26 protein-coding genes are annotated in these 21612 nt (G+C 70.8%); 22 read left to right on the top strand and 4 right to left on the bottom strand.

The features are described 5' to 3' along the window. The first annotated feature begins 96 nt into the window (after positions 1–96). The 10 genes from AC07PU_RS33210 to AC07PU_RS33165 all read left to right on the top strand — a co-directional run bounded on the left by AC07PU_RS33210 (position 97) and on the right by AC07PU_RS33165 (position 9129). On the top strand, positions 97–870 hold the full coding sequence (locus AC07PU_RS33210; RefSeq protein ID WP_495322520.1) for a GntR family transcriptional regulator: 774 nt from the start codon (positions 97–99) through the stop codon (positions 868–870). Continuing rightward, positions 867–1667, top strand: coding sequence for a transporter substrate-binding domain-containing protein (locus AC07PU_RS33205; RefSeq protein ID WP_495322519.1), 801 nt, complete (start codon positions 867–869; stop codon positions 1665–1667). Before AC07PU_RS33210 ends, AC07PU_RS33205 begins: the two co-directional genes overlap by 4 nt. Positions 1668–1682: 15 nt before the next feature. Next, on the top strand, positions 1683–2345 hold the full coding sequence (locus AC07PU_RS33200; RefSeq protein ID WP_495322518.1) for an amino acid ABC transporter permease: 663 nt from the start codon (positions 1683–1685) through the stop codon (positions 2343–2345). Between the two features lie 7 nt (positions 2346–2352). Further along, complete coding sequence (locus AC07PU_RS33195; RefSeq protein ID WP_093340005.1) at positions 2353–3006, top strand: amino acid ABC transporter permease; 654 nt, start codon at positions 2353–2355, stop codon at positions 3004–3006. Then, positions 2990–3772, top strand: coding sequence for an amino acid ABC transporter ATP-binding protein (locus tag AC07PU_RS33190; protein ID WP_495322517.1), 783 nt, complete (start codon positions 2990–2992; stop codon positions 3770–3772). Before AC07PU_RS33195 ends, AC07PU_RS33190 begins: the two co-directional genes overlap by 17 nt. 192 nt (positions 3773–3964) lie before the next feature. Next, a complete protein-coding gene (locus tag AC07PU_RS33185; protein WP_495322516.1) occupies positions 3965–4459 on the top strand; it encodes a P-loop nucleotide/nucleoside kinase family protein in 495 nt (164 codons plus the stop codon). 99 nt (positions 4460–4558) lie between these two features. Continuing rightward, on the top strand, positions 4559–5068 hold the full coding sequence (locus AC07PU_RS33180) for a sigma-70 family RNA polymerase sigma factor (RefSeq protein ID WP_093340011.1): 510 nt from the start codon (positions 4559–4561) through the stop codon (positions 5066–5068). Between the two features lies 1 nt (position 5069). Further along, a complete protein-coding gene (locus AC07PU_RS33175) occupies positions 5070–6056 on the top strand; it encodes a FecR domain-containing protein (RefSeq protein ID WP_495322515.1) in 987 nt (328 codons plus the stop codon). 104 nt (positions 6057–6160) lie between these two features. Next, positions 6161–8608, top strand: coding sequence for a TonB-dependent siderophore receptor (locus tag AC07PU_RS33170; protein WP_495322514.1), 2448 nt, complete (start codon positions 6161–6163; stop codon positions 8606–8608). A gap of 35 nt (positions 8609–8643) precedes the next feature. After that, positions 8644–9129 carry a GNAT family N-acetyltransferase gene (locus tag AC07PU_RS33165; RefSeq protein WP_093340014.1) on the top strand — a complete coding sequence of 162 codons (486 nt, stop codon included), beginning with the start codon at positions 8644–8646 and terminating at the stop codon, positions 9127–9129. A 3-nt stretch (positions 9130–9132) separates the two neighbouring features. On the opposite strand, the gene AC07PU_RS33160 is transcribed toward AC07PU_RS33165, so the two are convergent. From AC07PU_RS33160 to AC07PU_RS33150, 3 genes are read right to left on the bottom strand one after another with little or no spacing between them, the layout of a single operon-like run. Beyond that, the gene (locus AC07PU_RS33160; RefSeq protein WP_093340016.1) at positions 9133–10356 is read right to left on the bottom strand and encodes a CaiB/BaiF CoA transferase family protein; all 1224 of its coding nucleotides are present in this window, start codon (positions 10354–10356) and stop codon (positions 9133–9135) included. A 14-nt stretch (positions 10357–10370) separates the two neighbouring features. After that, positions 10371–11162, bottom strand: a complete 792-nt coding sequence (locus AC07PU_RS33155; RefSeq protein WP_057596478.1) for an enoyl-CoA hydratase/isomerase family protein — start codon at positions 11160–11162, stop codon at positions 10371–10373. Positions 11163–11208: 46 nt separating this feature from the next. Continuing rightward, complete coding sequence (locus AC07PU_RS33150; protein ID WP_143129053.1) at positions 11209–12162, bottom strand: tripartite tricarboxylate transporter substrate-binding protein; 954 nt, start codon at positions 12160–12162, stop codon at positions 11209–11211. Positions 12163–12251: 89 nt separating this feature from the next. Here AC07PU_RS33150 and AC07PU_RS33145 point away from each other — a divergent pair, with 89 nt between their 5' ends. The 12 genes from AC07PU_RS33145 (at position 12252) to AC07PU_RS33090 (ending at position 20254) form a co-directional block, all read left to right on the top strand. Beyond that, positions 12252–12938 (top strand): GntR family transcriptional regulator, encoded by a 687-nt coding sequence (locus AC07PU_RS33145; protein ID WP_296776362.1) that lies wholly within the window; start codon positions 12252–12254, stop codon positions 12936–12938. A gap of 104 nt (positions 12939–13042) precedes the next feature. Next, positions 13043–13630 carry a DUF1439 domain-containing protein gene (locus AC07PU_RS33140; RefSeq protein ID WP_495322513.1) on the top strand — a complete coding sequence of 196 codons (588 nt, stop codon included), beginning with the start codon at positions 13043–13045 and terminating at the stop codon, positions 13628–13630. Next, on the top strand, positions 13627–14649 hold the full coding sequence (locus tag AC07PU_RS33135; protein WP_495322512.1) for a glycerophosphodiester phosphodiesterase: 1023 nt from the start codon (positions 13627–13629) through the stop codon (positions 14647–14649). The genes AC07PU_RS33140 and AC07PU_RS33135 overlap by 4 nt, the downstream gene beginning before the upstream one ends. A gap of 26 nt (positions 14650–14675) precedes the next feature. Further along, positions 14676–14927, top strand: coding sequence for a hypothetical protein (locus AC07PU_RS33130; RefSeq protein ID WP_371268778.1), 252 nt, complete (start codon positions 14676–14678; stop codon positions 14925–14927). 26 nt (positions 14928–14953) lie between these two features. After that, complete coding sequence (locus AC07PU_RS33125) at positions 14954–15379, top strand: hypothetical protein (protein WP_093340025.1); 426 nt, start codon at positions 14954–14956, stop codon at positions 15377–15379. A 77-nt stretch (positions 15380–15456) separates the two neighbouring features. Beyond that, complete coding sequence (locus AC07PU_RS33120; protein ID WP_495322511.1) at positions 15457–16938, top strand: TolC family protein; 1482 nt, start codon at positions 15457–15459, stop codon at positions 16936–16938. Between the two features lies 1 nt (position 16939). Continuing rightward, a complete protein-coding gene (locus AC07PU_RS33115; RefSeq protein ID WP_495322510.1) occupies positions 16940–18325 on the top strand; it encodes a multicopper oxidase family protein in 1386 nt (461 codons plus the stop codon). A gap of 39 nt (positions 18326–18364) precedes the next feature. After that, a complete protein-coding gene (locus AC07PU_RS33110; RefSeq protein WP_495322509.1) occupies positions 18365–18877 on the top strand; it encodes a cupredoxin domain-containing protein in 513 nt (170 codons plus the stop codon). A gap of 19 nt (positions 18878–18896) precedes the next feature. Beyond that, entirely contained in the window at positions 18897–19346 is a 450-nt protein-coding gene (locus AC07PU_RS33105; protein ID WP_495322508.1) for a DUF411 domain-containing protein, read from the top strand. Between the two features lie 35 nt (positions 19347–19381). After that, the gene (locus tag AC07PU_RS33100; protein ID WP_093340032.1) at positions 19382–19672 is read left to right on the top strand and encodes a copper-binding protein; all 291 of its coding nucleotides are present in this window, start codon (positions 19382–19384) and stop codon (positions 19670–19672) included. Between the two features lie 64 nt (positions 19673–19736). Beyond that, entirely contained in the window at positions 19737–19955 is a 219-nt protein-coding gene (locus AC07PU_RS33095; protein ID WP_495322506.1) for an addiction module protein, read from the top strand. 2 nt (positions 19956–19957) lie between these two features. After that, positions 19958–20254 (top strand): type II toxin-antitoxin system RelE/ParE family toxin, encoded by a 297-nt coding sequence (locus AC07PU_RS33090; RefSeq protein ID WP_495322505.1) that lies wholly within the window; start codon positions 19958–19960, stop codon positions 20252–20254. A 12-nt stretch (positions 20255–20266) separates the two neighbouring features. Here AC07PU_RS33090 and AC07PU_RS33085 read toward each other — a convergent pair whose 3' ends face one another. Continuing rightward, positions 20267–21568, bottom strand: coding sequence for an NAD(P)/FAD-dependent oxidoreductase (locus AC07PU_RS33085; RefSeq protein WP_495322504.1), 1302 nt, complete (start codon positions 21566–21568; stop codon positions 20267–20269). Positions 21569–21612: the final 44 nt, after the last annotated feature.

The raw sequence follows: 21612 nt of genomic DNA, 5'->3' as shown, positions 1-21612 counted from the left end.
CCGAGGCACCCGCACCACCGGCGCACTCCGCCCGGCCCATTTCGGTGCACACATCTTGCATACCAGTTGGCACGGAAGCTGCTGGTATGCAGGCGAATGTCTACCTCCGCTTCCGAAATCAGTGCGCGCATCGTCGAGGCGGTGATGGCGCAGAAGCTCGCGCCGGGTTCGCGCCTGGGCGAGCAGCAGCTCGCGATGCTGTTCGATTGCAGCCGCACCATCGTGCGCGAGGCGCTCACGCGGCTGGCGGCGCGCGGCATTGTCACCGTGAGCGCGCGGCGCGGCTGGTTCGTGATCGAGCCCTCGCAGGACGAGGCGCGCGAGGCCTTCGAGGCGCGGCGCGTGATCGAGCTCGGCCTGATCCGAAGCGCGGGCAGCGCCGGCAAGCTCCAGAAGAGCGCGCTGCGCCAACTGAAGACGCACCTCCAGCGCGAGAAGGCCGCGCTCAAGGAAAGCGACGTCGGCAACCGCAGCTTCCTGCTCGGCGACTTCCACGTCTGCCTGGCCGAATGCCTGGGCAACACGCTGCTGGCCGACACCCTGCGCGACTACACGGCGCGCACCACGCTGATCGCCATGCTCTACCAATCCACGCACGACGCGGTGCAGTCCTGCGAGGACCACGTGCAGATCGTCGCGGCGCTCGAGCGCGGCGACCATGCCGCCGCCGAGGCCCTGATGGCCGAGCACATCGGCACGGTGCAGTCGGCCCTGCGCGTGCAGGCGCCCGCCGATCCGCTGGCCCAGCTGCGCGATGCGCTGGCGCCGCTCCAGAACACGGCCACCACGCCTTCCCCCCGGAGCAAGCGCCGCAAGCCCGGCGCGGCCCCCGATCCCGACTCTTCGACTTACCTAGGAGCCCTGCTATGACCTTCCTCGCATCCAAACGCCGCGTCGCTCTCGCGCTCGCCTCCATCGCCCTGCTGGCCTCGGCCGGCGGTGCCTACGCCCAGAACGCGCTCGACAACGTGCTCAAGGCGAAGACCATCAAGATCGCCGTGCCCACCGACTATCCGCCCTACGGCTCGGTCGACAAGAACATGAAGCCGCAGGGCCTCGACGTGGAGATGGCCGAGCTCATCGCCGCCAAGCTCGGCGTGAAGGTCGAGCTGGTGCCCGTGACCAGCGCCAACCGCATCCCCTACCTGCAGACCAGGAAGGCCGACCTCGTGATCTCCACGCTCGGCAAGAACGCGGAGCGCGAGAAGGTGATCGACTTCTCGTCGGCCTATGCGCCCTTCTTCCAGGCCGTGTACGCCGCCAAGAGCATGAAGCTCGCCAGCTTCGCCGACATGGCCGGCAAGACCGTGGCCGTGACGCGCGGCGCGATGGAGGACCAGGAGCTCAACAAGGTGGCGCCGCCGAACGTCGACTACCGCCGCTTCGAGGACAACAACGCGACCATCGCGGCCTTCGTCGCGGGCCAGACCCAGACCCTCGCGACCAGCGCGGCCGTCGCCGGCGACATGCTCGCCAAGAACCCGAAGGTCAGCGCCGAGTTCAAGCTGCTGCTGAAAGACAGCCCCTGCTTCGTCGGCATCGCCAAGGGCGAGACCGCGCTCAAGACCAGGGTCAACGAGATCATCGCGACGGCCAAGAAGGACGGCACGCTCGACGCCCTGTCGAAGAAGTGGCTCGGCAAGGCCGCCGGCGACCTGCCGGTCTGATCGAACCACGCGGCCATGAACATCGAGTTTGACTTTGGCGCCGTGCTCGCCGAGTGGCCGCTGCTGCTGCGCGGCATCGCGTGGACCATCGGCCTCACGGCCGTGGGCACCGTGCTGGGCATGGGCGTCGGCACCTTCTGCGCCTGGGCGCGCGCCGACGGCCCGCGCTGGCTGCGCGCCATCGTGGGCACCTACGTGGAGCTGATCCGCAACACGCCCTTCATCGTGCAGCTGTTCTTCATCTTCTTCGGGCTGCCGGCCGCGGGCGTCAAGCTCACGCCCGAGGTGGCTTCGGTGATCGCGATGGTGCTGAACCTCGGGGCCTATTCCACCGAGATCATCCGCGCCGGCATCGAGGCCACGCCCAAGGGCCAGATCGAGGCCGCCGTGAGCCTGGCGCTGAGCCGCTCGCAGGTGTTCCTGCGCGTGGTGCTGCCGCCGGCGCTCAAGAAGGTGTGGCCCGCGATGGTGAGCCAGATCGTCATCGTGATGCTGGGCTCGGCCGTGTGCGGGCAGATCTCGACCGAGGAGCTGAGCTACGCGGCCAACCTGATCCAGAGCCGCAACTTCCGCGCCTTCGAGGCCTTCATCGTCGCCACGCTGATCTACCTCGCGCTCTCGGTGGCGCTGCGGCGGCTGCTCGACTGGGCCGGTCCCCGCTTCTTCTTCGGCCGCTGAATCCGCCATGACCGATTTCTCCCTCTGGGACATCCTGCGCAACCTGCTGCTGGCGCTGCGCTGGACCGTCGTGCTCTCGCTCATCGCCTTCGTCGGCGGCGGCATCGTGGGCGCGCTGCTGCTGTTCCTGCGCCTGCGCGGCGGCCGGGCCGTCGGCAAGGCCGTGGGCCTCTACGTGCAACTGTTCCAGGGCACGCCGCTGCTGATGCAGCTGTTCCTGGCCTACTTCGGCATCGCGCTGTTCGGCATCGACGTGTCGGCATGGACCGCGGCCAGCGTGGCGCTCACGCTCTACACCAGCGCCTTCCTCACCGAGATCTGGCGCGGCTGCGTGGCCTCGATCCCGAAGGGGCAGTGGGAAGCCTCGGGCAGCCTCGCCCTGAGCTTCGGCGAGCAACTGCGCCACGTGATCCTGCCGCAGGCCGTGAGGATCGCGATCGCGCCCACCGTGGGCTTCCTGGTGCAGGTCATCAAGGGCACGGCGCTGGCGTCGGTCATCGGCTTCGTCGAACTCACCAAGGCCGGCAGCATGATCTCCAACGCCACCTTCCAGCCCTTCGTGGTGTTCAGCTGCGTGGCCCTGCTCTATTTCGTGCTGTGCTTTCCCGTGAGCCTGTACGCCAAGACCCTCGAGAGGAAAACCCATGGCCGCCGTGCTTGAACCGCAACAACAACCCGCCGTCGCGGTCGGCTCGCCGATCGTGCGCATCACCGCGCTGCGCAAGTCCTACGGCAGCAACGAGGTGCTCAAGGGCATCGACCTCGACGTCAAGCGCGGCGAGGTGATCGCCATCATCGGCAAGAGCGGCTCGGGCAAGAGCACGCTGCTGCGCTGCATCAACGGCCTCGAGGCGTTCCAGGAGGGCTCGCTCACCGTCGACGGCAAGCCGCTGCTGCACGAGAGCGCAATGGCGATGCGCGAGCTGCGCCAGCGCGTGGGCATGATCTTCCAGGGCTTCAACCTGTTCCCGCACCTCACGGTCGGCAAGAACGTGATGCTCGCGCCCACGCTGGTGAAGAAGCGCTCGTCGCTCGAGGCCGCCTCGCAGGCGCGCAAGCTGCTCACGCGCGTGGGCCTGGCCGAGAAGTTCGACGCCATGCCCGACCAGCTCTCGGGCGGCCAGCAGCAGCGCGTGGCGATCGCGCGCGCGCTGGCCATGGAACCGGGCGTGCTGCTGTGCGACGAGATCACCTCGGCGCTCGACCCCGAGCTGGTGGGCGAGGTGCTGCGCGTGGTCGAGTCGCTGGCCGACGAGGGCATGACCCTGCTGATGGTCACGCACGAGATGAACTTCGCGCGCAAGGTGGCCGACCGCGTGATCTTCATGCACCAGGGCCGCGTGCACGAGATGGGAGCGCCCGCCGAGCTGTTCGCGAACCCGCGCACGCCCGAGCTGCGCCAGTTCCTGTCGTCGCTGCACGACTGAAGCGCGCGGCCGTGGGCTATGCTCGGCCCATGGCCTGCCCGCGCATCATCGCGTCGATCATTCGCACCATTTTGAAGATGGTGGGTTGACGCACGGTTCCTCGAGTTCATGCCATGCAACCCGCCCCAGAAGGCGGGTTTTTCGTTTTCCGGGGCGCTTCTTCCAAGCCCACCACCCTCCGGAGAAAACGAAATGACAGCGACCCCCTCCACCCCCGTGCTGCACATGGTCTGCGGCAAGATCGGCGCCGGCAAGTCCACGCTCGCGCGCCGGCTCGCCGCGGCACCCGCCACCGTGCTCGTGAGCGAGGACGCCTGGCTCGCGGCGCTCTACCCGGGCGAGATCCGCGAACTGCCCGACTACGTGCGCTGCGCGGGCCGCCTGAAGCAGGCCATCGAGGGCCACCTGGCGGCGCTGCTCGCGGCCGGCGTGTCGGTGGTGCTCGACTTCCCGGCCAACACGGTCGCGAACCGGCACTGGATGCGCGGCATCTTCGAAGCGGCCGGCGCGGCGCACATGCTGCACCTGCTCGAGCTGCCCGACGCGGTCTGCAAGCAGCGCCTGCGAGAGCGCAACGCGAGCGGCACGCATCCCTTCGAGACCAGCGAGGCGCAGTTCGACCTGATCAGCAGCCACTTCGCCGCGCCTTCCGCGGCCGAAGGCTTCACGGTGCGGCGGCACGGCTGAAAACCCATGGCCCGGGCGAGCGCTTCATCTAGAATTAATGAGAAACGTTCTCATTAATCTCGACCCATGCCAGGCCGCTGGCGAAGAGGGAATGCCGCCATGCCTGCCGCCGAATCCGCCATGCACGAGGAAGTGCGGTCGCTCTATGGCGAGCACCATGGGTGGCTGCAGGGCTGGCTGCGGCGCAAGCTCGGCGATTCCTTCGCCGCGGCCGACCTGGCACAGGACACCTTCGTCAGCGTCATCACGACCGGCACCGCGGCCGGCATCCGCGAGCCGCGCCCCTTCCTCGCCACCATCGCGCGGCGGCTGATCGCGCACCGGCATCGCCGGCAGGTGCTCGAACAGAGCTACCTCGAGGCGCTGGCCGCGCTGCCGCAGGAGATGGCGCCCTCGCCCGAGGTGCAGCTGCTGGCGATCGAGGCGCTGCACCAGGTCGATCGCGTGCTCGACAGCCTGCCGCCGGCCGCGAAGGAAGCCTTCCTGCTGGCCCATCTCGAAGGCCTGAGCTACGCGCAGATCGCCGAGCGGCTCGGCGTGTCGGCCAGCTCGGTCAAGCAGTACCTGTCGCGCGCCAACCGCCAGTGCTTCTTCGGCCTGGCCGACTGAGATGCGCAGCGCCCCCCTCGACACCGCCACCGCCCTGCCCTTCGGCGAACGCGCGGCCGACGAGGCCGCCGAGTGGCTCACGCTGTTGATGTCGGGCGAAGCCACGGAAGACGACCGCCGGCGCTGGCAGCAATGGCGCCGCGGCCATCCGGACCACGAGCGCGCGTGGCAGCACATCGAGAGCTTCAGCGCGCGCCTCAAGGGCCTGCATCCGGCAGCCGCCCATGCCGCGCTCGCCTCCGGCCGCACGCCCGCGCCGCGGCGCAAGGCGCTGCGCGCGCTGCTGTGGCTCGGCGCGGCCGGCGCCACGGGCGTGCTCGCCTCGCGCACGCAGACCTGGCAGCAGACGGTGGCCGATTTCCGCACCGGCACCGGCGAGCAGCGCGACCTGTCGCTGCCCGACGGCACGCGCCTCACGCTCGGCACGGCCAGTGCCATCGACGTGCGCTTCGACGACCGGCAGCGGCTGGTGCGGCTGGTGGCGGGCGAAGTGCTGATCGTCACCGGCCACGACCGCCCCGACAGCCCGCCCTTCGTGGTCGACACCGCCCAGGGACGGATCCGCGCGCTCGGCACGCGCTTCAGCGTGCGCCAGGACGAGGGCCGCAGCCGTGTCGCCGTGCTCGAGAGCGCGGTCGAGATCGCGCCCGCGGAGGCCACGGCCGTGCCGGTGCGGCTGCGCGCCGGCGAGCGCGCGAGCTTCGGCCGCGGCGAGGTCGGCCCGATCGCCGCGGTGGATGCGCAGACCACGGCCTGGACGCTCGGGCAGCTCATCGCCGACGACATGCGCCTGGACGACTTCCTGGCCGAACTCGGCCGCTACCGGCCCGGCATCGTGCGCTGCGATCCGGCCGTGGCCGGGCTGCGCTTGTCGGGCGTGTTCCCGCTGGCCGACACCGAGCGCATCCTCGCGATGCTGCCGAGCGTGCTGCCGGTGCAGGTGCGGCTGCGCACCCGGTTCTGGGCGACGGTGGAGGGCGTCCAGTAAGCACCGGCCTCCAAAAAAATTTCGTCGTCGCCTGCCCGATTTGCTTTCTCGCGGCACCTGTCAAGTGAGGGCTTCTTTTTCAGCAATCACTTCGAGAGACCACCATGCCGACCAACGGGCGCCAGCCGCGACACCAGAAGAACAAGCATCCAGCTCAGGGAATTTCAGCCACGGCGCTGTGCGGCCTCGCGCTGCTGGGCGCGCAGATGGGCCTGCCGGGCACTTCCCGCGCCCAGGCACCGCAGGCGCAGGCCGCGCGCCAGACCTACGACGTTCCGGCCGGCCCGCTCGCGCCGGCGCTGCGCAGCTTCGCGAGCGCGGCCAACCTGCCGCTGAGCTTCGTCGCGGAGCAGACCGACGGCAAGCGCACGGCCGGCCTGCGCGGCCCCTTCACGCCGCAGGAGGCGCTGGCCGCGCTGCTGGCCGGCACCGGCTTGCAGGCGCTGCGGCTGGACAACGGTGGCTACGTGCTGCGCAGCCAGCCCGCGCCCACAGAATCCGCGCCCACCGCGCCCGTCACGGGCAGCGGCAGCCTTCCCGCCGTGCAGGTGAACGCAAGCACCGAGCGCGAAAGCGGCAACGGCCCCGTGCCCGGCTATGCCGCGCGCATCAGCGGCACGGCCACCAAGACCGACACGCCGCTGATCGAGGTGCCGCAATCGGTGTCGGTGATCGGCCGCGAGGAAATGGAGGCGCGCGGCGCGCAGGACGTGATGGAGGCGCTGCGCTACACGCCCGGCGTGACCACCAGCACCTACGGTCCCGACAACCGCGGCTGGGAGTACGTGCTGCTGCGCGGCTTCAACTCGTCGACCACCGGCGTCTACCGCGACGGGCTGGCCCAGGCCTCCTTCGTTCCCACCTACTACCTGACCGAGCCCTATGCGCTGGAACGCGTGGAGGTGCTGCGCGGCCCGGCGTCGATGGTGTTCGGCCAGGCCGACGCGGGCGGCATCGTCAACCGCGTGAGCAAGCAGCCCACGGGCGAGCGGATCCGCGAGATCGAGCTGCAGTACGGCAGCTACCAGCGCCAGCAGCTGGCCTTCGACCTCGGCGACCGGAGCGGCAGCGACGCTGTGCTGAGCTACCGGCTGGTCGGCCTGAGCCTCGACAGCAACGACCAGGACCGCTACCCCGACGGCCGCAAGCTCAACCACACGCGCACCTACATCGCGCCCTCGCTGCGCTGGCAGCCGAACGCGGGCACCTCGCTGACCGTGCTGGCCGAGTTCCTGCGCAACAACACGGCCGAGGATCCCTACTACCTGACGCAGAACTACGCCCTCTCGTCGATCAAGGTGGGCGACCACAGCTTCGGCCAGCTCAAGCAGACGCAAGGCGCCATCGGCTACCGCTTCGAGACCGCCCTGGGCGACCAGTGGACCCTGCGCCAGAACTTCCGCTACAGCCGCGTCGACCCGAGCCGGCGCGTGGTCTGGGCCGATGCGCTGGGCGAGGACCAGCACACGCTGTCGCGCATCGCCAGGACCTGGCGCGACCCCGTGAACCTCGCGACGCTCGACACCAGCGTGCAGGGCAGGCTGCAGCATGGCGATGTGCAGCACACGCTGCTGCTGGGCGTCGACTACAGCGACCAGAAGGGCCGGCAGCGGCGCTTCATCGGCCCGGCGCCCAGCCTCGACCTGCTCGCGCCCGTCTATGGCCAGCCGGTGGAACTGCCCACCGAGCCGCTCGCCAACCTCGACCAGTCGACGCGCCAGCTCGGCTTCTATGCGCAGGACCAGCTCAAGTTCGGCGAGCGCTGGGTGCTCACGCTCGGCGGCCGCCAGGACCGCGTGCGCCAGGTCACCGACGACCATCTCGACAGCAGCCGCTCCCGCAAATCCGACAGCGCCTTCAGCGGCCGGGCCGGCCTCAGCTACCTGCTGGGCAACGGCTGGGCGCCCTACCTGAGCTACGTCACCTCCTTCCTGCCCAACAGCGGCACCGATGCGAACAACGAGGCCTTCCGGCCCAGCCGCGGCAAGCAGGTCGAGCTCGGCCTCAAGTTCCAGCCCGCGGGTTCGCGCAGCCTGTTCACCGCGGCCGCCTTCGACCTGCGCAAGACCAACGTGGTCACCTACGACCCCGCGACCTTCGAGGGGCGCCAGATCGGCAGGCAGCGCTCGCGCGGCATCGAGCTCGAAGCCAAGGGCGAACTCGCGCCGGGCCTGAACATCGCGGCGGCCTACACCTGGCTCGACATGAAGGTGCTCGCCAGTGCCGACCCCGACGAGATCGGCAAGATCCCGCCGCTGGTGCCCAAGCAGTCGGCCTCGGTCTGGCTCGACTACACGCTGGGCAACGGGCTGGGTTTCGGCGGCGGCGTGCGCTACGTCGGCAAGCGCCAGAACGACGAGCACAACACCAGCGCCGAACGCGGCGTGACGCTGCTCGACGCGGCCCTGCACTACGAGCGCGGCCCGTGGCGCGTGGCGCTCAACGTCTCCAACCTGGCGGACAAGAAGTACAACTCGATCTGCTACCACGGCGAGTGCTACCAGGGCACGCGCCGCACGGCGACGCTCACGGCACGCTATCGCTGGCAGTGAGGACCGCGGCGGCGGGCCGCTATGCTTCGCACCCCATGCAGATCGAACCCGCCCGCCCCGAGGAAGCCCCCACCGTCGTCGCCGTGCTGCACGAGGCCGCGCAATGGCTGGTCGACGAAGGCCGCACCCTGTGGTCGGGGCCGGAGATCGCGCCCGCGCGCATCGAGCGCGACTGCGCAGCCGGCGGCTACTTCATCGCGCGCATCGATGGCCAGGTGGCCGGCGTGGTCCGGCTCGACCTCGAGGACCCGTATTTCTGGCCCGAGATCGAGGCCGGCAGCTCGCTCTACGTGCACAAGCTCGCGGTGCGCCGCGGCTTCGCCGGGCAAGGCGTGTCGAACGCCTTGCTGGTGTTCGCGCGCGAACGGGCGACGGCGCTCGGCAAGCGCCACCTGCGGCTCGACTGCGTGGCCGACCGCGCGCCGCTGCGCCGCCTCTACGAGCGCTTCGGCTTCGCGCTGCACAGCGAGATCCGCAAGGACTTCGGCCTCTTCGCGCGCTACGAGTTGCCGCTGGGCTGATCCTCAGGCCGCGGCGTGCTGCGCGATGACCTGCGCGCGCTGCAGCCGTTCGATCTCCTCATCGCCGAAATCGAACTCACGCAGCACCTCGTGGGTCTGCTCGCCCACGCGCGGCGCGGCCGAGCGCGCATGCGGCGACACGCCGTCGAAGTGCAGCGGCAGCCCGAGCGAGCGCGTGGTGCCGCCCTCGGCATGGTCGACCTCCACCACCATCGACACCGCGCTCGATTGCGGATGCTCGAGCGCCTGCTTCACGTCGTGCACCGGTCCCACCGGCACGCCGGCGCGGTCGAGGCGCTCGATCCAGTGGTCCGCGCCGTGCGGCGCCAGCGCCTGCGTGATCAGCGCCTCGAGCGCGGCCTGGTGCGCGAGCCGGTCGCGGCCCGTGCGAAAGCGCGGGTCGTCCACCCACTCGGGATGGCCCAGCACCTCGGCGATGCGCTGCCAGTTGGCCTGGTTGCCGCCGCCGATCGCGATCGCGCCCTCGGCGCAGCGGAAGGTCTGGTAGGGCGCGATCAGCGGATGGGCGGTGCCCATCGGCCGCGCGATGGCGCCGCTCGAGAAGTAGGCCGCAGCGAACCAGTACATCTGCTGCAGCGAGGCCTGCAGCAGCGAGGTCTCGACCTTGCTGCCGATGCCGGTGCGCAGCCGCCGCACATAGGCCGAGAGGCTGCCGAGCGCGGCCAGGATGCCGGCATTGATGTCGGCGACCGAGTTGCCGGGCTTGGCCTGCTCGCCGCCGAGGCTGCCGGTGACGCTGATCAGGCCCGAGAAGGCCTGCAGCACCAGGTCGAAGCCGCCCTTGTCGCTCAGCGGGCCGTTGGGGCCGTAGCCGCTGATCGAGCAGTAGACAAGGCCGGGGTTCGCGGCGCGCAGCTGCTCGTAGCCGAGGCCGAGCGCATCGAGCTTTCCGCGCCGGAAGTTCTCGGTGACGATGTCGCAGCGCGCCGCGAGCCGGCGGATCACGTCCTGCCCGGCCGGCTGGCGGATGTCGACCGCCACCGAGCGCTTGCCGCGGTTGAGCATCACGAACGATGGCGCGAGCCCCGGGTCGTTGGGCCGTGCATAGCCGCGCGCATCGTCGCCGGCCGGAAACTTCTCGATCTTGATGACCTCGGCGCCCATGTCGGCCAGCATCAGGCCGCAGATCGGGCCGGCCATGATCTGCGACAGCTCGAGCACGCGCACGCCGGCCAGCGGCAGCGCGGCGGGGTCCGGTGGCGGCATTCCGTGCGCCACGCTCAATGGCCCTCGAAGCGCGGCGCGCGGTTCTCGGCGAAGGCCGCCAGGGCCTCGTGCAGGTCGCGCGTGCGCAGGCTGGCGACATGCGCCTGCTGCGCGGCCGCCTCGTCGTACTGCTGGCGCGCGGTCTCGTTGAGCGTGCGCTTCATCGTGACCAGCGGGATCGGCGCCACCGCGAGCAGCTCGTCGAGCCAGGTGCGCAGCTCGGCATCGAGCGCCTCGGGCGCGACCAGCGCATCGAGATAGCCCACGCGCAGCATCTCCTCGGCCTGGATCGCGCGCGAGGTCAGGAACAGCTTCTTGGCCGCGCCGAGTCCCAGCCGCGAGACCCAGCGGCGGATGCCGTGGCCGTAGTAGTGCAGGCCCAGGCGCGAGGCCGGCATGAACATGCGCATGCCCTGCACGCCGAGGCGGAAGTCGCAGGCCAGCGCGAGGTCGGTGGCGCCGCCGTAGACCGGCCCGTGCAGCCGCGCGATGGTGACCGCGCGCGCGTTCTCGATCTCGTCGGTGAACTGCTCGAACAGGTTCTCGCCGGTGGCCGCGGCCTTGCCCAGGCGCGAGAGGTCGAAGCCCGAGCTGAAGCTCTTGCCCGTGCTCGCGAACACGATCACGCGCACCGCGGGATCGGCGTCGAGCTGGCGCAGGTAGCCGCGCAGCACCGGCAGGTCGTCGGGCTCGATGCGGTTGTGGCTGCCGGGCCGGCGCAGCGTGATGGTGGCGACGGCGCCGTCGATGGCGAGCAGCGGCGGCGCGGCGGTGTCGGCCGCGGGGTCCTGGAGGGTCGTGGTCATGCGTGAAGGTCCTTGGAGAGGAAAAGAAAAAAGGAAAAGGGGCGGGTCAATCGAAACGGAGTTGCTGCTCGCGGATCACCTGGCCCCACTTGCGGAAGTCGGTCGCGACCAGCTCGGCGGCCGCCTCGGGCGGGCCGGCCTCGATGTCGCTGCCCGTGGCCAGGAGGCGCTCGCGCACCGCGGGCGTCTGCAGGGCGGCGTTGAGCGCCGCGTTGAGCCGTCGCACCACGGGCGCCGGCAGGCCCTTGGGCGCGGCCAGCACGAACCAGCCCTGCGCGTCGTAGCCGGGCAGGCCCTGCGCGGCCACGGTCTTCACGCCCGGCAGCGCCGGCACCTCGCGCGCCGAGGTCACGGCGATGGCGCGCGCCCGGCCGCCCTGCACCACCGGCACGGCGGGCGCGATGGTGGCGAACGAGACCGCGACCGCGCCACCCATCAGGTCGTTCATGGCCGGCGCCGCGCCCTTGTAGGGCACGTGCATCAGGTCGCTGTGGCTCGCGGCCTTGAGCAGCTCGCCCGCCAGGTGGTGGATGGTGCCGTTGCCCGAGCTGGAATAGGCCAGCTGCCCCGGCTGCGCGCGCGCCAGCGCCAGCAGTTCGGGCAGGGTGCGCGCGGGCACCGAGGGATTCACCAGCACCACCAGCGGCGACTTCGAGACCACGCCCAGGTAGCTGAAGTCGCTGCGCGGGTCGTAGGGCACCTTGCGCGCGTTCGGGATGATGGTCAGCGGCGCGCCGTCGATCAGGCCCAGGGTGTAGCCGTCGGGCGCGGCGGTCTTGACGGCCTCGGCGCCGATCGCGCCGCCGGCGCCGGGCCTGTAGTCCACCACCACAGGCTGGCCCAGCGCCTTCTCCATCACCGGCGCGAGGTCGCGCGCCACCGCGTCGGCCGCGCCGCCGGGCGTGTAGCCGAGCACCAGCCGCAGCGGGCGGGTCGGCGACCAGCTTTCCTGCGCATGCAAAAATCCGGGCGCACCCAGCAGAAATGCAGAACCGGCCACCACGACCTTCCAAAGCAGTCTTGAAAACACCACGCGTCTCCGTTTAAATATTTATAAACGAGTTCAGTATATTTTCAGATCACATCCGTATGCAACCCGGTAGAAGCCCCGTTGCCAGCCCGACGCTGGCCGAATCGATCCGCCTGTCGATCATCGAAAGCCTGGCCAGCGGCCTGCTGCAGCCCGGCCAGCCCATCGACGAGCGCGGACTCAGCGAGCGTTTCGAGGTCTCGCGCACCCCGATCCGCGAGGCCATCCTCCAGCTGGCGGCCCAGGGTTTCGTGGTGATGGAACCGCGCAGCGGCGCCTCGGTGCCGCGGCTGTCGATCCAGCTGCTGCGCGAGCTGCTGGAACTGCTCGGCGAGCTGGAAGGCGCGGCCGCCAAGTTCGCCGCCAAGCGCATGCGCCCGGCCGAGAAGAAGGCGCTGGAAGAGGCGCTGGCCGCCTGCGCCGAGGCCTCGGCGCGCGACGACGCGCTGGCCTACCGCGATGCCAACGACCATTTCCACGACCTGATCTACGCGGCCTGCCGCAACGAGACGCTGGTGGACCAGATCCGTGCGCTGCGCACCCGTTGCGCCGCCTACACCGCCAACCGCTTCGATTCGCCGGGCCGCATGCAGCGCTCGGCGCGCGAGCACGCGGCCATCACCGAGGCGCTGCTGCGCAGCGATCCGGCCGAGGCGCAGGCGGCGATGCTGGTCCACATCTCGATCGGCGGCAGCGATTTCGCGGAGTTCGTGAGCGGGTTGCCGCAAGACCTGTTGCATGCTTGAACGGGCCCTGTCCGGCCAGCGGTGCCGGTGACGTCCTGCAACCAATCGGGCGCGAACTCGCGCGCCTGTGGCAAGCTCCCACCGCCATGCAAAGCCGCCGCTCCATGCCCTCCTCCCCGATCCGCCCGACCCGTCTGACCCGCCGCCGCGCGCTGGGCGCCCTGCTCGGCGCCTGCGCGCTCCAGGCGCCGTTCGCCGCCTTCGCGGGCTTCAACTTCTTCACCAGCGAATACACCGCGAGCCGCGACGAGCTGCAGGCGCAGATCGCGCGCCGCTTCCCGGTGGCCGAGCGCTATGCCGAGCTGTTCACGGTCGGGCTGCGCGATCCGCAGCTGGGCCTGGACGCGGGCACCAACCGCGCCGCGATCACCGCCACGCTGACCATCGCGAGCCCGCTGCTCGGCAGCGCGCCGGTGCAGGGCACGGTGGCGGTCAGCAGCGCGCTCAAGTACGACGCCGCCACGCGCGCGCTGCGGCTCGACCAGCCCAAGGCCGAGCGCATCGAGCTGCAGGGCCTGGGCGGGCGCGATGGCGAGCGGCTGCAGCGCGTGGGCGCGCTGGTGGCGCAGGAACTGCTGCAGGGGCAGCCGCTGCGCACCTTCAAGCCCGAGGAACTCACCGTCGGGCGCAAGACCTACGAGATCGGCGACATCACGGTGCTCGCCGACGGCATCAAGGTGCAACTCAAATGACACATCGCAGACGCACGCTCCTGCTCGCCCTGGGCGCCACCGCCGCGCTCGCCGCGGGCTGCACAGGCTTCGCGCCCACGCCGCGCACGCGCTTCGACCTCGAGGCCCACCGCGGCGGCCGCGGCCTCGCGCCCGAGAACACGCTGGCGGCCTTCTCCAACGCCATCGACCTCGGCGTGACCACGCTCGAGCTCGACATCGGCCTGAGCGCTGACGGCGTGGTGGTGGTGTCGCACGACACGGCCCTCAACCCCGACCACACGCGCGATGCCGCCGGCCAGTGGCTCGCGCCCGCGAACGGCCGCAGCGGACCCACGATCCGCTCGCTCACGCTGGCGCAGCTGCAGGGCTACGACGTGGGCCGGCTCAATCCCTCGAGCAGCTATGGCCGCCAGTTCGCGCTGCAGCTGCCGCGCGACGGCGAACGCATCCCGACGCTCGAGGCGGTGTTCGACCTGGTGCGCGCGCGCGGCCCGGCCGCGGCCACCGTGCGCTTCAACATCGAGACCAAGATCGATCCGACCAAGCCCGACGAGACCGCCGCGCCCGAACCCATGGTGCGCGCGCTGCTGGCGGTCATCGACAAGGCACAGATGGCCGAGCGCGTGACCCTGCAGAGCTTCGACTGGCGTACGCTGGCGCTGGTGGGCCAATGGGCGCCCGCGATGTCGCGCGCCTACCTGAGCACGCCGCGCACGCTGAAGGACAAGCGCTGGACCGCCGGGCTCGATGCCGCGGGCTTCGGCTCCACGCCGCAGCTCGTGAAGGCCGCGGCCGGCACCAGTGGCGGTCCGCTCGTCTGGTCGCCGGCCTTCGCCGACCTCGACGCGGCGCAGGTGAAGGAGGCACAGGGCCTGGGCATGAAGGTGCTGCCCTGGACCGTGAACCAGCGCGCCGACATGATCCGGCTGATGGACCTGGGCGTGGACGGCATCATCACCGACTACCCCGACGTGCTGCGCGACCTGGTGCGCGAACGCGGGCTGCCGCTGCCGCCCTCGGGAAGGAGCGCCTCGTGAGCGCCGCGCTGCAACAGCTCGACACCATCGCCGGGCACATCGACGCGCTGCGCCGCCAGGGCGGCGGCCCCGCCGGCCTGCTGTCGGACCAGGCACGCGGCAGCGCCGCGCTGCTGGCGGCCCTGCCGCCGCGCTATGGCGAGGTGCTGCTGAACCTGCTCGACCGGCTCGAATCGAGCGCGCTGTTCAGTGAGGAAAGCTGCTCGTTCAGCCAGAAAGATCTGCTCGACAACCTGTCGTTGTGGGTGGACAAGGCCCGCGCACAGCTCGGCGGCTGAGGCACGCGGTTTATCATCGGCCCTCCATGCGCACCCTGTTCCTCGCCCTCATGATCGCCCTGCTGCCGGTTCGCGGCTGGCTCGGCGACGCGATGGCGATCGAGATGGTGCGGCATTCGATGCCCGCGGCCGAGGCCGTCGCCGGCGTGGCACAGGCGGCCACCGAGGCCCACTGCCACGAGGCCGGCGACATGGCCATGACGGCCATGGACAACGCCTCGCACGCCGACCACGCGATGGCCGACACCCACGGCGACGGCAGCGACAGCGACCACGCCAGCCACCAGGGCTGCGGCACCTGCACCGCCTGCCAGGTCTGCCACTCGGTGGCACTCGGCGGCACCGAACTCAGGGGCATCGCGCACGATGCCCCCCAGGCCGCCCCCGCGGCCCCGGCGGCTCGCTTCGCGAGCACCGAGCCCTTCCTGGGCTTGAAGCCGCCCATTTCCTGATCTCCCTGCCCGTAGTCCGTCCGCGGTGAGCCCTTGCCGGCTCGCGGCGTCGATCGTATTGCTCATGGAGATCGAGCGTGAACCCTATCGTTCGCCGGCACCTGGCCGGCCCCTTTCCCTTTCGCTGTCGAACAACTGACGCGCTGCCCCGGCGCGCCCTCGCATTCGCCAGTGCCCTGTTCCTGGCCGGCTGCGCCAGCCTCTCGCCCGACGGCGGCACGGCCGACGTGCAGGCCCTGGTCGCGGGCAATCCCCTGATGGCGGGCCAGCCGGCCCAGCGCATGCCCGACGAGGCCTCGCAGAAAAGCGTCGACGCGCTGCTCGCCAGGCCGCTCGACGCCGAGGCCGCCGTGCGCATCGCGCTCGTCAACGGCCCGCGCGTGCAGAACGCCTTCGCCACCCTGCAGCTGAGCGACGCCGACCGCGTGCAGGCCGCGAGCCTGCCGAACCCGGTGCTCTCGTTCAGCCGGCTGGCGCAGGGCCGCGAACGCGAGCTCGAACGCATGCTGAGCTTCAACGTGATCGGCCTGGTCACGCTGCCGTGGCAGGCGCGCTGGGCCGGCCAGCGCCACGAGGCCGCCAAGCTGCAGGCCGCGCAGAGCGTGCTGCTGCTGGCCGCCGACACGCGTCGCGCCTGGGTGCGCGCGGTGGCGGCGCAGCAGAGCGTGGTCTACCTGCGCGATGCCAGGGAGGCGGCCGAGGCCGGCGCCGAGCTCGCGCACCGCATGGCCCAGGTCGGCAACTGGAGCGCGCTGCAGCGCACGCGCGAACAGCTGCTGCTGGCCGATGCCGCGGCGCAGCTCGCGCGCGCCGAACAGGCCGCCGTGGCCTCGCGCGAGCAGCTCACGCGCCTGCTGGGCCTCGCCGGGGAGCGCACTGCCTACACCCTGCCCGACCGCCTGCCGCCGCTGCCCCAGGCCGCGCCCGAGCTCGGCGACGTGCAGGCGCGCGCGCTGCGCGACCGGCTCGACGTGCGCTCGGCGCAGGCGCAGAACACGGCCGTGGCCGATTCGCTGGGCCTGGTGCATGCCACGCGCGTCATCAACGCGATGGAGCTCGGCGTGGTGCGCAACACCACCTTCGAGAACGACGCCGACCGTTCGCGCGCCACGCAGCGCGGCTTCGAGCTCGACCTGCCGCTGCCGCTGTTCGACTGGGGCCAGGCACGCACCGGCCGCGCCGAGGCGCAATACATGCAGTCGGCCGCGCGCGTGCGCGACGTGGGCGTGCTGGCCGCGAGCGAGGCGCGCGAGGCCTGGCGCGGCTGGAACACGGCCTATGGCCTGGCGCGGCGCTACCGCGACGAGGTGCTGCCGCTGCGCAGGAAGGTCAACGAGGAGATGGTGCTGCGCTACAACGGCATGCTCGCGAGCGTGTGGGAACTGCTCGCCGAGACGCGCGCGAGCATGCTCGCGGTGAACGCCGGCATCGAGGCGCAGCGCGACTTCTGGCTGGCCGACACCGACCTGCAACTGGTGCTCACGGGCAGTTCGCCCGGCGGCATGACGGCGCTGCAGACCGCGGCCGCCAGCGACGCCCCCGCGGCGGGAGGACATTGAGATGAACCGCCGCAATTTCTTCGCGGGCGCCGCCACGGCCGTGGCCGCCACCACCGTCAGCCGCGTCTCGATGGCCGCGCTGCCCGAGCCCGTCTCGCAAAGCTCCACCGCCACGGCCGCACCGCTGGTGCCGCCCAACGGCCGGCTCTACAACCCCGTCGTCACGCTCAACGGCTGGACCCTGCCCTGGCGCATGAACGCCGGCGTCAAGGAATTCCACCTGGTCGCCGAGCCCGTGGTGCGCGAGATGGCGCCGGGCTTCAAGGTCAACATGTGGGGCTACAACGGCCAGTCGCCGGGACCGACCATCGAGGTGGTCGAGGGCGACCGGCTGCGCATCTACGTGACCAACCGGCTGCCCGAGCACACCACCGTGCACTGGCACGGCCAGCGCCTGCCCAACGGCATGGACGGCGTGGGCGGCATCACGCAGCCGCAGATCCCGCCGGGCAAGACCTTCGTCTACGAGTTCACCGCGCGCCGCCCCGGCACCTTCATGTACCACCCGCATGCCGACGAGATGGTGCAGATGGCGATGGGGATGATGGGCTTCTGGGTCACGCACCCGAAGGCCGATCACCCGCTGATCGAGAAGGTCGATCGCGACTTCTGCTTCCTGCTCGGCAGCTTCGACGTGGAGCCCGGCAGCGCCACGCCCAAGGTCAGCACCATGACCGACTTCAACCTCTGGAGCTTCAACAGCCGCGTGTTCCCGGCCATCGACACGCTCAACGTGCGCCGCGGCGACCGCGTGCGCATCCGAGTGGGCAACCTCACGATGACCAACCACCCGGTCCACATCCACGGCCACGAGTTCGAGGTGACCGGCACCGACGGCGGCCCCGTGCCGCGCACCGCGCGCTGGCCCGAGGTGTCGGTCGACGTGGCGGTGGGCCAGATGCGGCAGATGGAGTTCATCGCCGACGAGGAAGGCGACTGGGCGCTGCACTGCCACAAGGCGCACCACACCATGGGGCCGATGGGCCACGAGGTGCCGACCATGATCGGCGTGGACCACAAGGGCGTGGCCGAGAAGATCCGCAAGCTGGTGCCCGACTACATGGTGATGGGCGACAAGGGCATGGCCGACATGGGCGAGATGGAGATGCCCATTCCCGACAACACGGTGCCGATGATGACCGGCACCGGCCCCTTCGGCTCGGCCGAGATGGGCGGCATGTTCACGCTGCTCAAGGTGCGGCGCGACCAGAAGCCCGGCGACTACCGCGACCCGGGCTGGTTCAAGCATCCGCCGGGCACGGTCGCGCACGAAGTACCGAACGCCAACGTACCGCCGGCCCCGCGCGCGAAGGCACCGGCCCCGTCGGCCGCCGAGCCCGATGCCAGCGTGCGCAAGCCTTCAGGCCATGGCGCGCACCAGCACTGAACCCGCTTCATTCCTTTTCATTTTTTTGGAGTTCCATCCATGAACAAGACACTCAAGCTCGCCGCCGTCGGCCTCGTGCTCGCGGCCTTCGCCACCGCCTCGCTGGCGCACGAGAACCACGTCGCCAGGCCCAAGGGCGCGGCCGAACTCGCGCCCGAGCAGAAGCCCTGGGGCATCGTCGGCAAGCCCGGTGCCGTGAAGCGCACCATCGACATCGCGATGGCCGACGACATGACGTTCACGCCCTCGGTGATCGAGGTGCGCGAAGGCGACACGCTGCGCCTGCGCTTGAAGAACAAGGGCCGTGACCTGCACGAACTCGTGCTCGGCACCACGGCCGAGATCGAGGCCCACGCGGCCATGATGAAGAAATTCCCCGGCATGGAGCACGACGAGCCCTGGATGGCGCACGTGCTGCCGGGCCAGACCGGCGAGCTGGTCTGGACCTTCAACCGCGCCGGCGACTTCGACTTCGCCTGCCTGGTGAAGGACCACTACGAACTCGGCATGGCCGGCCGCGTCCGCGTGCTGCCCGCCGCCGGCAAATCCTGAAATCCCGAAAGGAACTCCCATGCAAAGAAGACGACTGATGCTGGCCCTGGCCTCCACCGCCGCCCTGCCTTTCGCCGCGCGCGCCGCGGCGCCGATGGTCGAGATCTGGAAGGACCCGAACTGCGGCTGCTGCCAGGACTGGGTCAAGCACCTGAACAGGAACGGCTTCGCCACGCGCGTGCACGACGAAGGCAACGCGGCCGCGCGCAAGCGCCTGGGCCTGCCCGAGAAGCTGGGCTCGTGCCACACGGGCCAAGTCGGCGGCTACGCCATCGAGGGCCACGTGCCCGCGCGCGAGATCCAGCGCCTGCTCAAGGAGAAACCCAAGGCCGTGGGCCTCGCCGTGCCCGGCATGCCGGTCGGCTCGCCGGGCATGGACGGTCCGGCCTATGGCGACCAGCGCGATCCCTACGACGTGCTGCTGGTGCTGGCCGATGGCGGCACGCGCGTGTTCCAGAGCTACCGATGAATCCTTCGATCACCCTGCAAGAAAGACCGATCACCATGAAGAAATCGCTCGCCGCCCTCGGCGCCCTCCTGTTCGCCGCCGTCGCCTTCGCACAGACGGCCCTGCCGCCCGTCGAGGGCGAGGTCCGCAAGATCGACACCGAGGCGAACAAGATCACCTTGCGCCACGGCGACATCCCCAACCTCGAGATGACCGGCATGACCATGGTCTTCCGCGTGAAGGACCCGGCGCTGCTCACGCAGGTCAAGCCTGGCGACAAGGTGCAGTTCACGGCCGACAAGGTCGATGGGGCGCTCACGGTGTTGTCGATCGCACCTGCGAACTGAGGGCCTTAGGGCTTTGGGCACGCCTGCCTAGAATGATGCGTTGATCCACTTTCGGGAGATCGAATTGGGAAGCTCCGATCTGCAGCAGGCTCTTTCTTCGCTGAGCATGGCGGAACGCATCGAGCTGGCCGAAGAACTGTGGGACAGCGTGGCGCGCGATGCCGAATCGCAAAGGCTGAGCGCGCACGAACAGGAAGAGGTCGCACGCCGCCGCGCCGAGCATCGTGCCGACCCGCAGGCGGTCGTGCCCTGGGACCAGGTCAAGGCATCGCTGAAGCTCTGACCTTGCTGAGCGTCTTCTTTCGGGAAAGCGCGCTGCGCCAGTTGCAGGACGCGCAGGGCTGGTACGACATGCAGCGCGCCGGCCTGGGCGCGGAGTTCGCGCGCAGCGTCGAGGCCGTGGTGCACCGGATCGCACGACAGCCCGAAGGCGCGCCGCTGGTCTGGGAAGACGTTCGCAGGGCCCACCTACGGCGCTTCCCCTATTCCGTCTTCTATCTCGTCGAATTCGATCGCGTGGTGGTGCTGAGCTGCATGCATCAGCGCCGCGACCCTGCGGGCTGGCCCTCTTCGTCCGCCTGACGGCGAGCAGCGCTACGCCCCGAAGCGCCTCGGATCGAACGGCGCCAGCGCGATCTCCGGCGCCAGCCCCGCCATGACCTGTGCCGCCAGCCGCCCGGTGCGCGCCGAGCCGCACAGCCCCACATGCCCATGGCCGAAGGCCAGCACCACGTCGGCGCTGCCGGCGGCGGGGCCGATGCAGGGCAGGCCGTCGGGCAGGCTCGGGCGATGGCCGAGCCAGCGCTGCACCTCGGCCCCTTCGGGCGGCGCGTCGGCGAGCGCGGGAAACATCGAGCGCAGGTGCTGGTGCAGGATCTCGGCGCGGCGCCAGTCGGGCGCGGCCTCGAGCCCCGCGATCTCGACCTGACCGGCGGCGCGCAGGCCGCCGTTCATCCAGTGCGCGATGAGCTTGCCGTCGGCCACCATCACCGGCGTGCGCGGGCCCACCGCGGCCTTCGGCAGCACGACGTGATAGCCGCGCTCCGATTCCAGCGGCACCGGCGAGCCGGCCGCGGCGGCCAGGGCGCCCGAGCGCGCGCCGGCGCAGACCGCGGCGGTGTCGCAGGCGATCTCGCCGGCTTCCGTGCGCACGGCGCGCAATCGCCCGCCCTCGATGCGGAAACCGGTGGCGCGCGCGGCCACGCGGTCGGCGCCGAGCGCACGCGCATGCGCGGCCAGCGCCGCCACGTAGGCGCCCGGGTCGCGACAGTGGCCGGCCTCGCCGACGTGGATGCCGAGCGTGTAGCGCGCATCGAGGTCGGGCTCCTGCCGGCGCAGTTCGTCGGCATCCCACTCGCTCCATCGCACGCCGGTGCGCGCGCGCACGCGCCAGGCCAGCGCATCGCCCTCGAACTCGGCGCGCGAGCGGTAGGCATGCAGCAGGCCGCGCTGCTCGATCAGTTGCGGCACGCCGGCCTCGGCCGCCAGCCGCGCATGCAGCGCCGGTGCATCCACCAGCAAGGTGCGCAGCGCGTCGGCGATGCGCTGCACGCGCGCCTCGGTGGCGCCCGAGGCCAGGTAGCGCAGCAGCCAGGGCAGCGCGCGCGGCAGGTAGGGCCAGCGCACCGCCAGCGGGCCCAGCGGATCGGCCAGCCAGCCCGGCACCTTGCGCCAGGCGCCCGGCAGCGCGGGCGGCACCACCGAATGCGAGGAGAGCCAGCCCGCGTTACCGTAGCTGGTGGCCTGCGGCGCGCCGGGCTCGTCCGGCTCGACCACGGTGACGCGCAGGCCCGCGCGCAAGGCCTCGATGGCGGTGGCGCTGCCCACGGCGCCCGCGCCGATCACCACCGCATGACGCCGCGCGCCGGACTGGAAACCACTTCTTTCAACTGTCATGGCGCCCATCGTAGGGGCCACGCGGCATGGTTCCATAATCGGCC

The sequence above is a fragment of the Variovorax sp. GW821-FHT10D07 genome (genome assembly GCF_059415325.1).
Note: the sequence above shows the minus strand (reverse complement) of the source record. Positions and strands in the feature narration are given on the sequence as shown.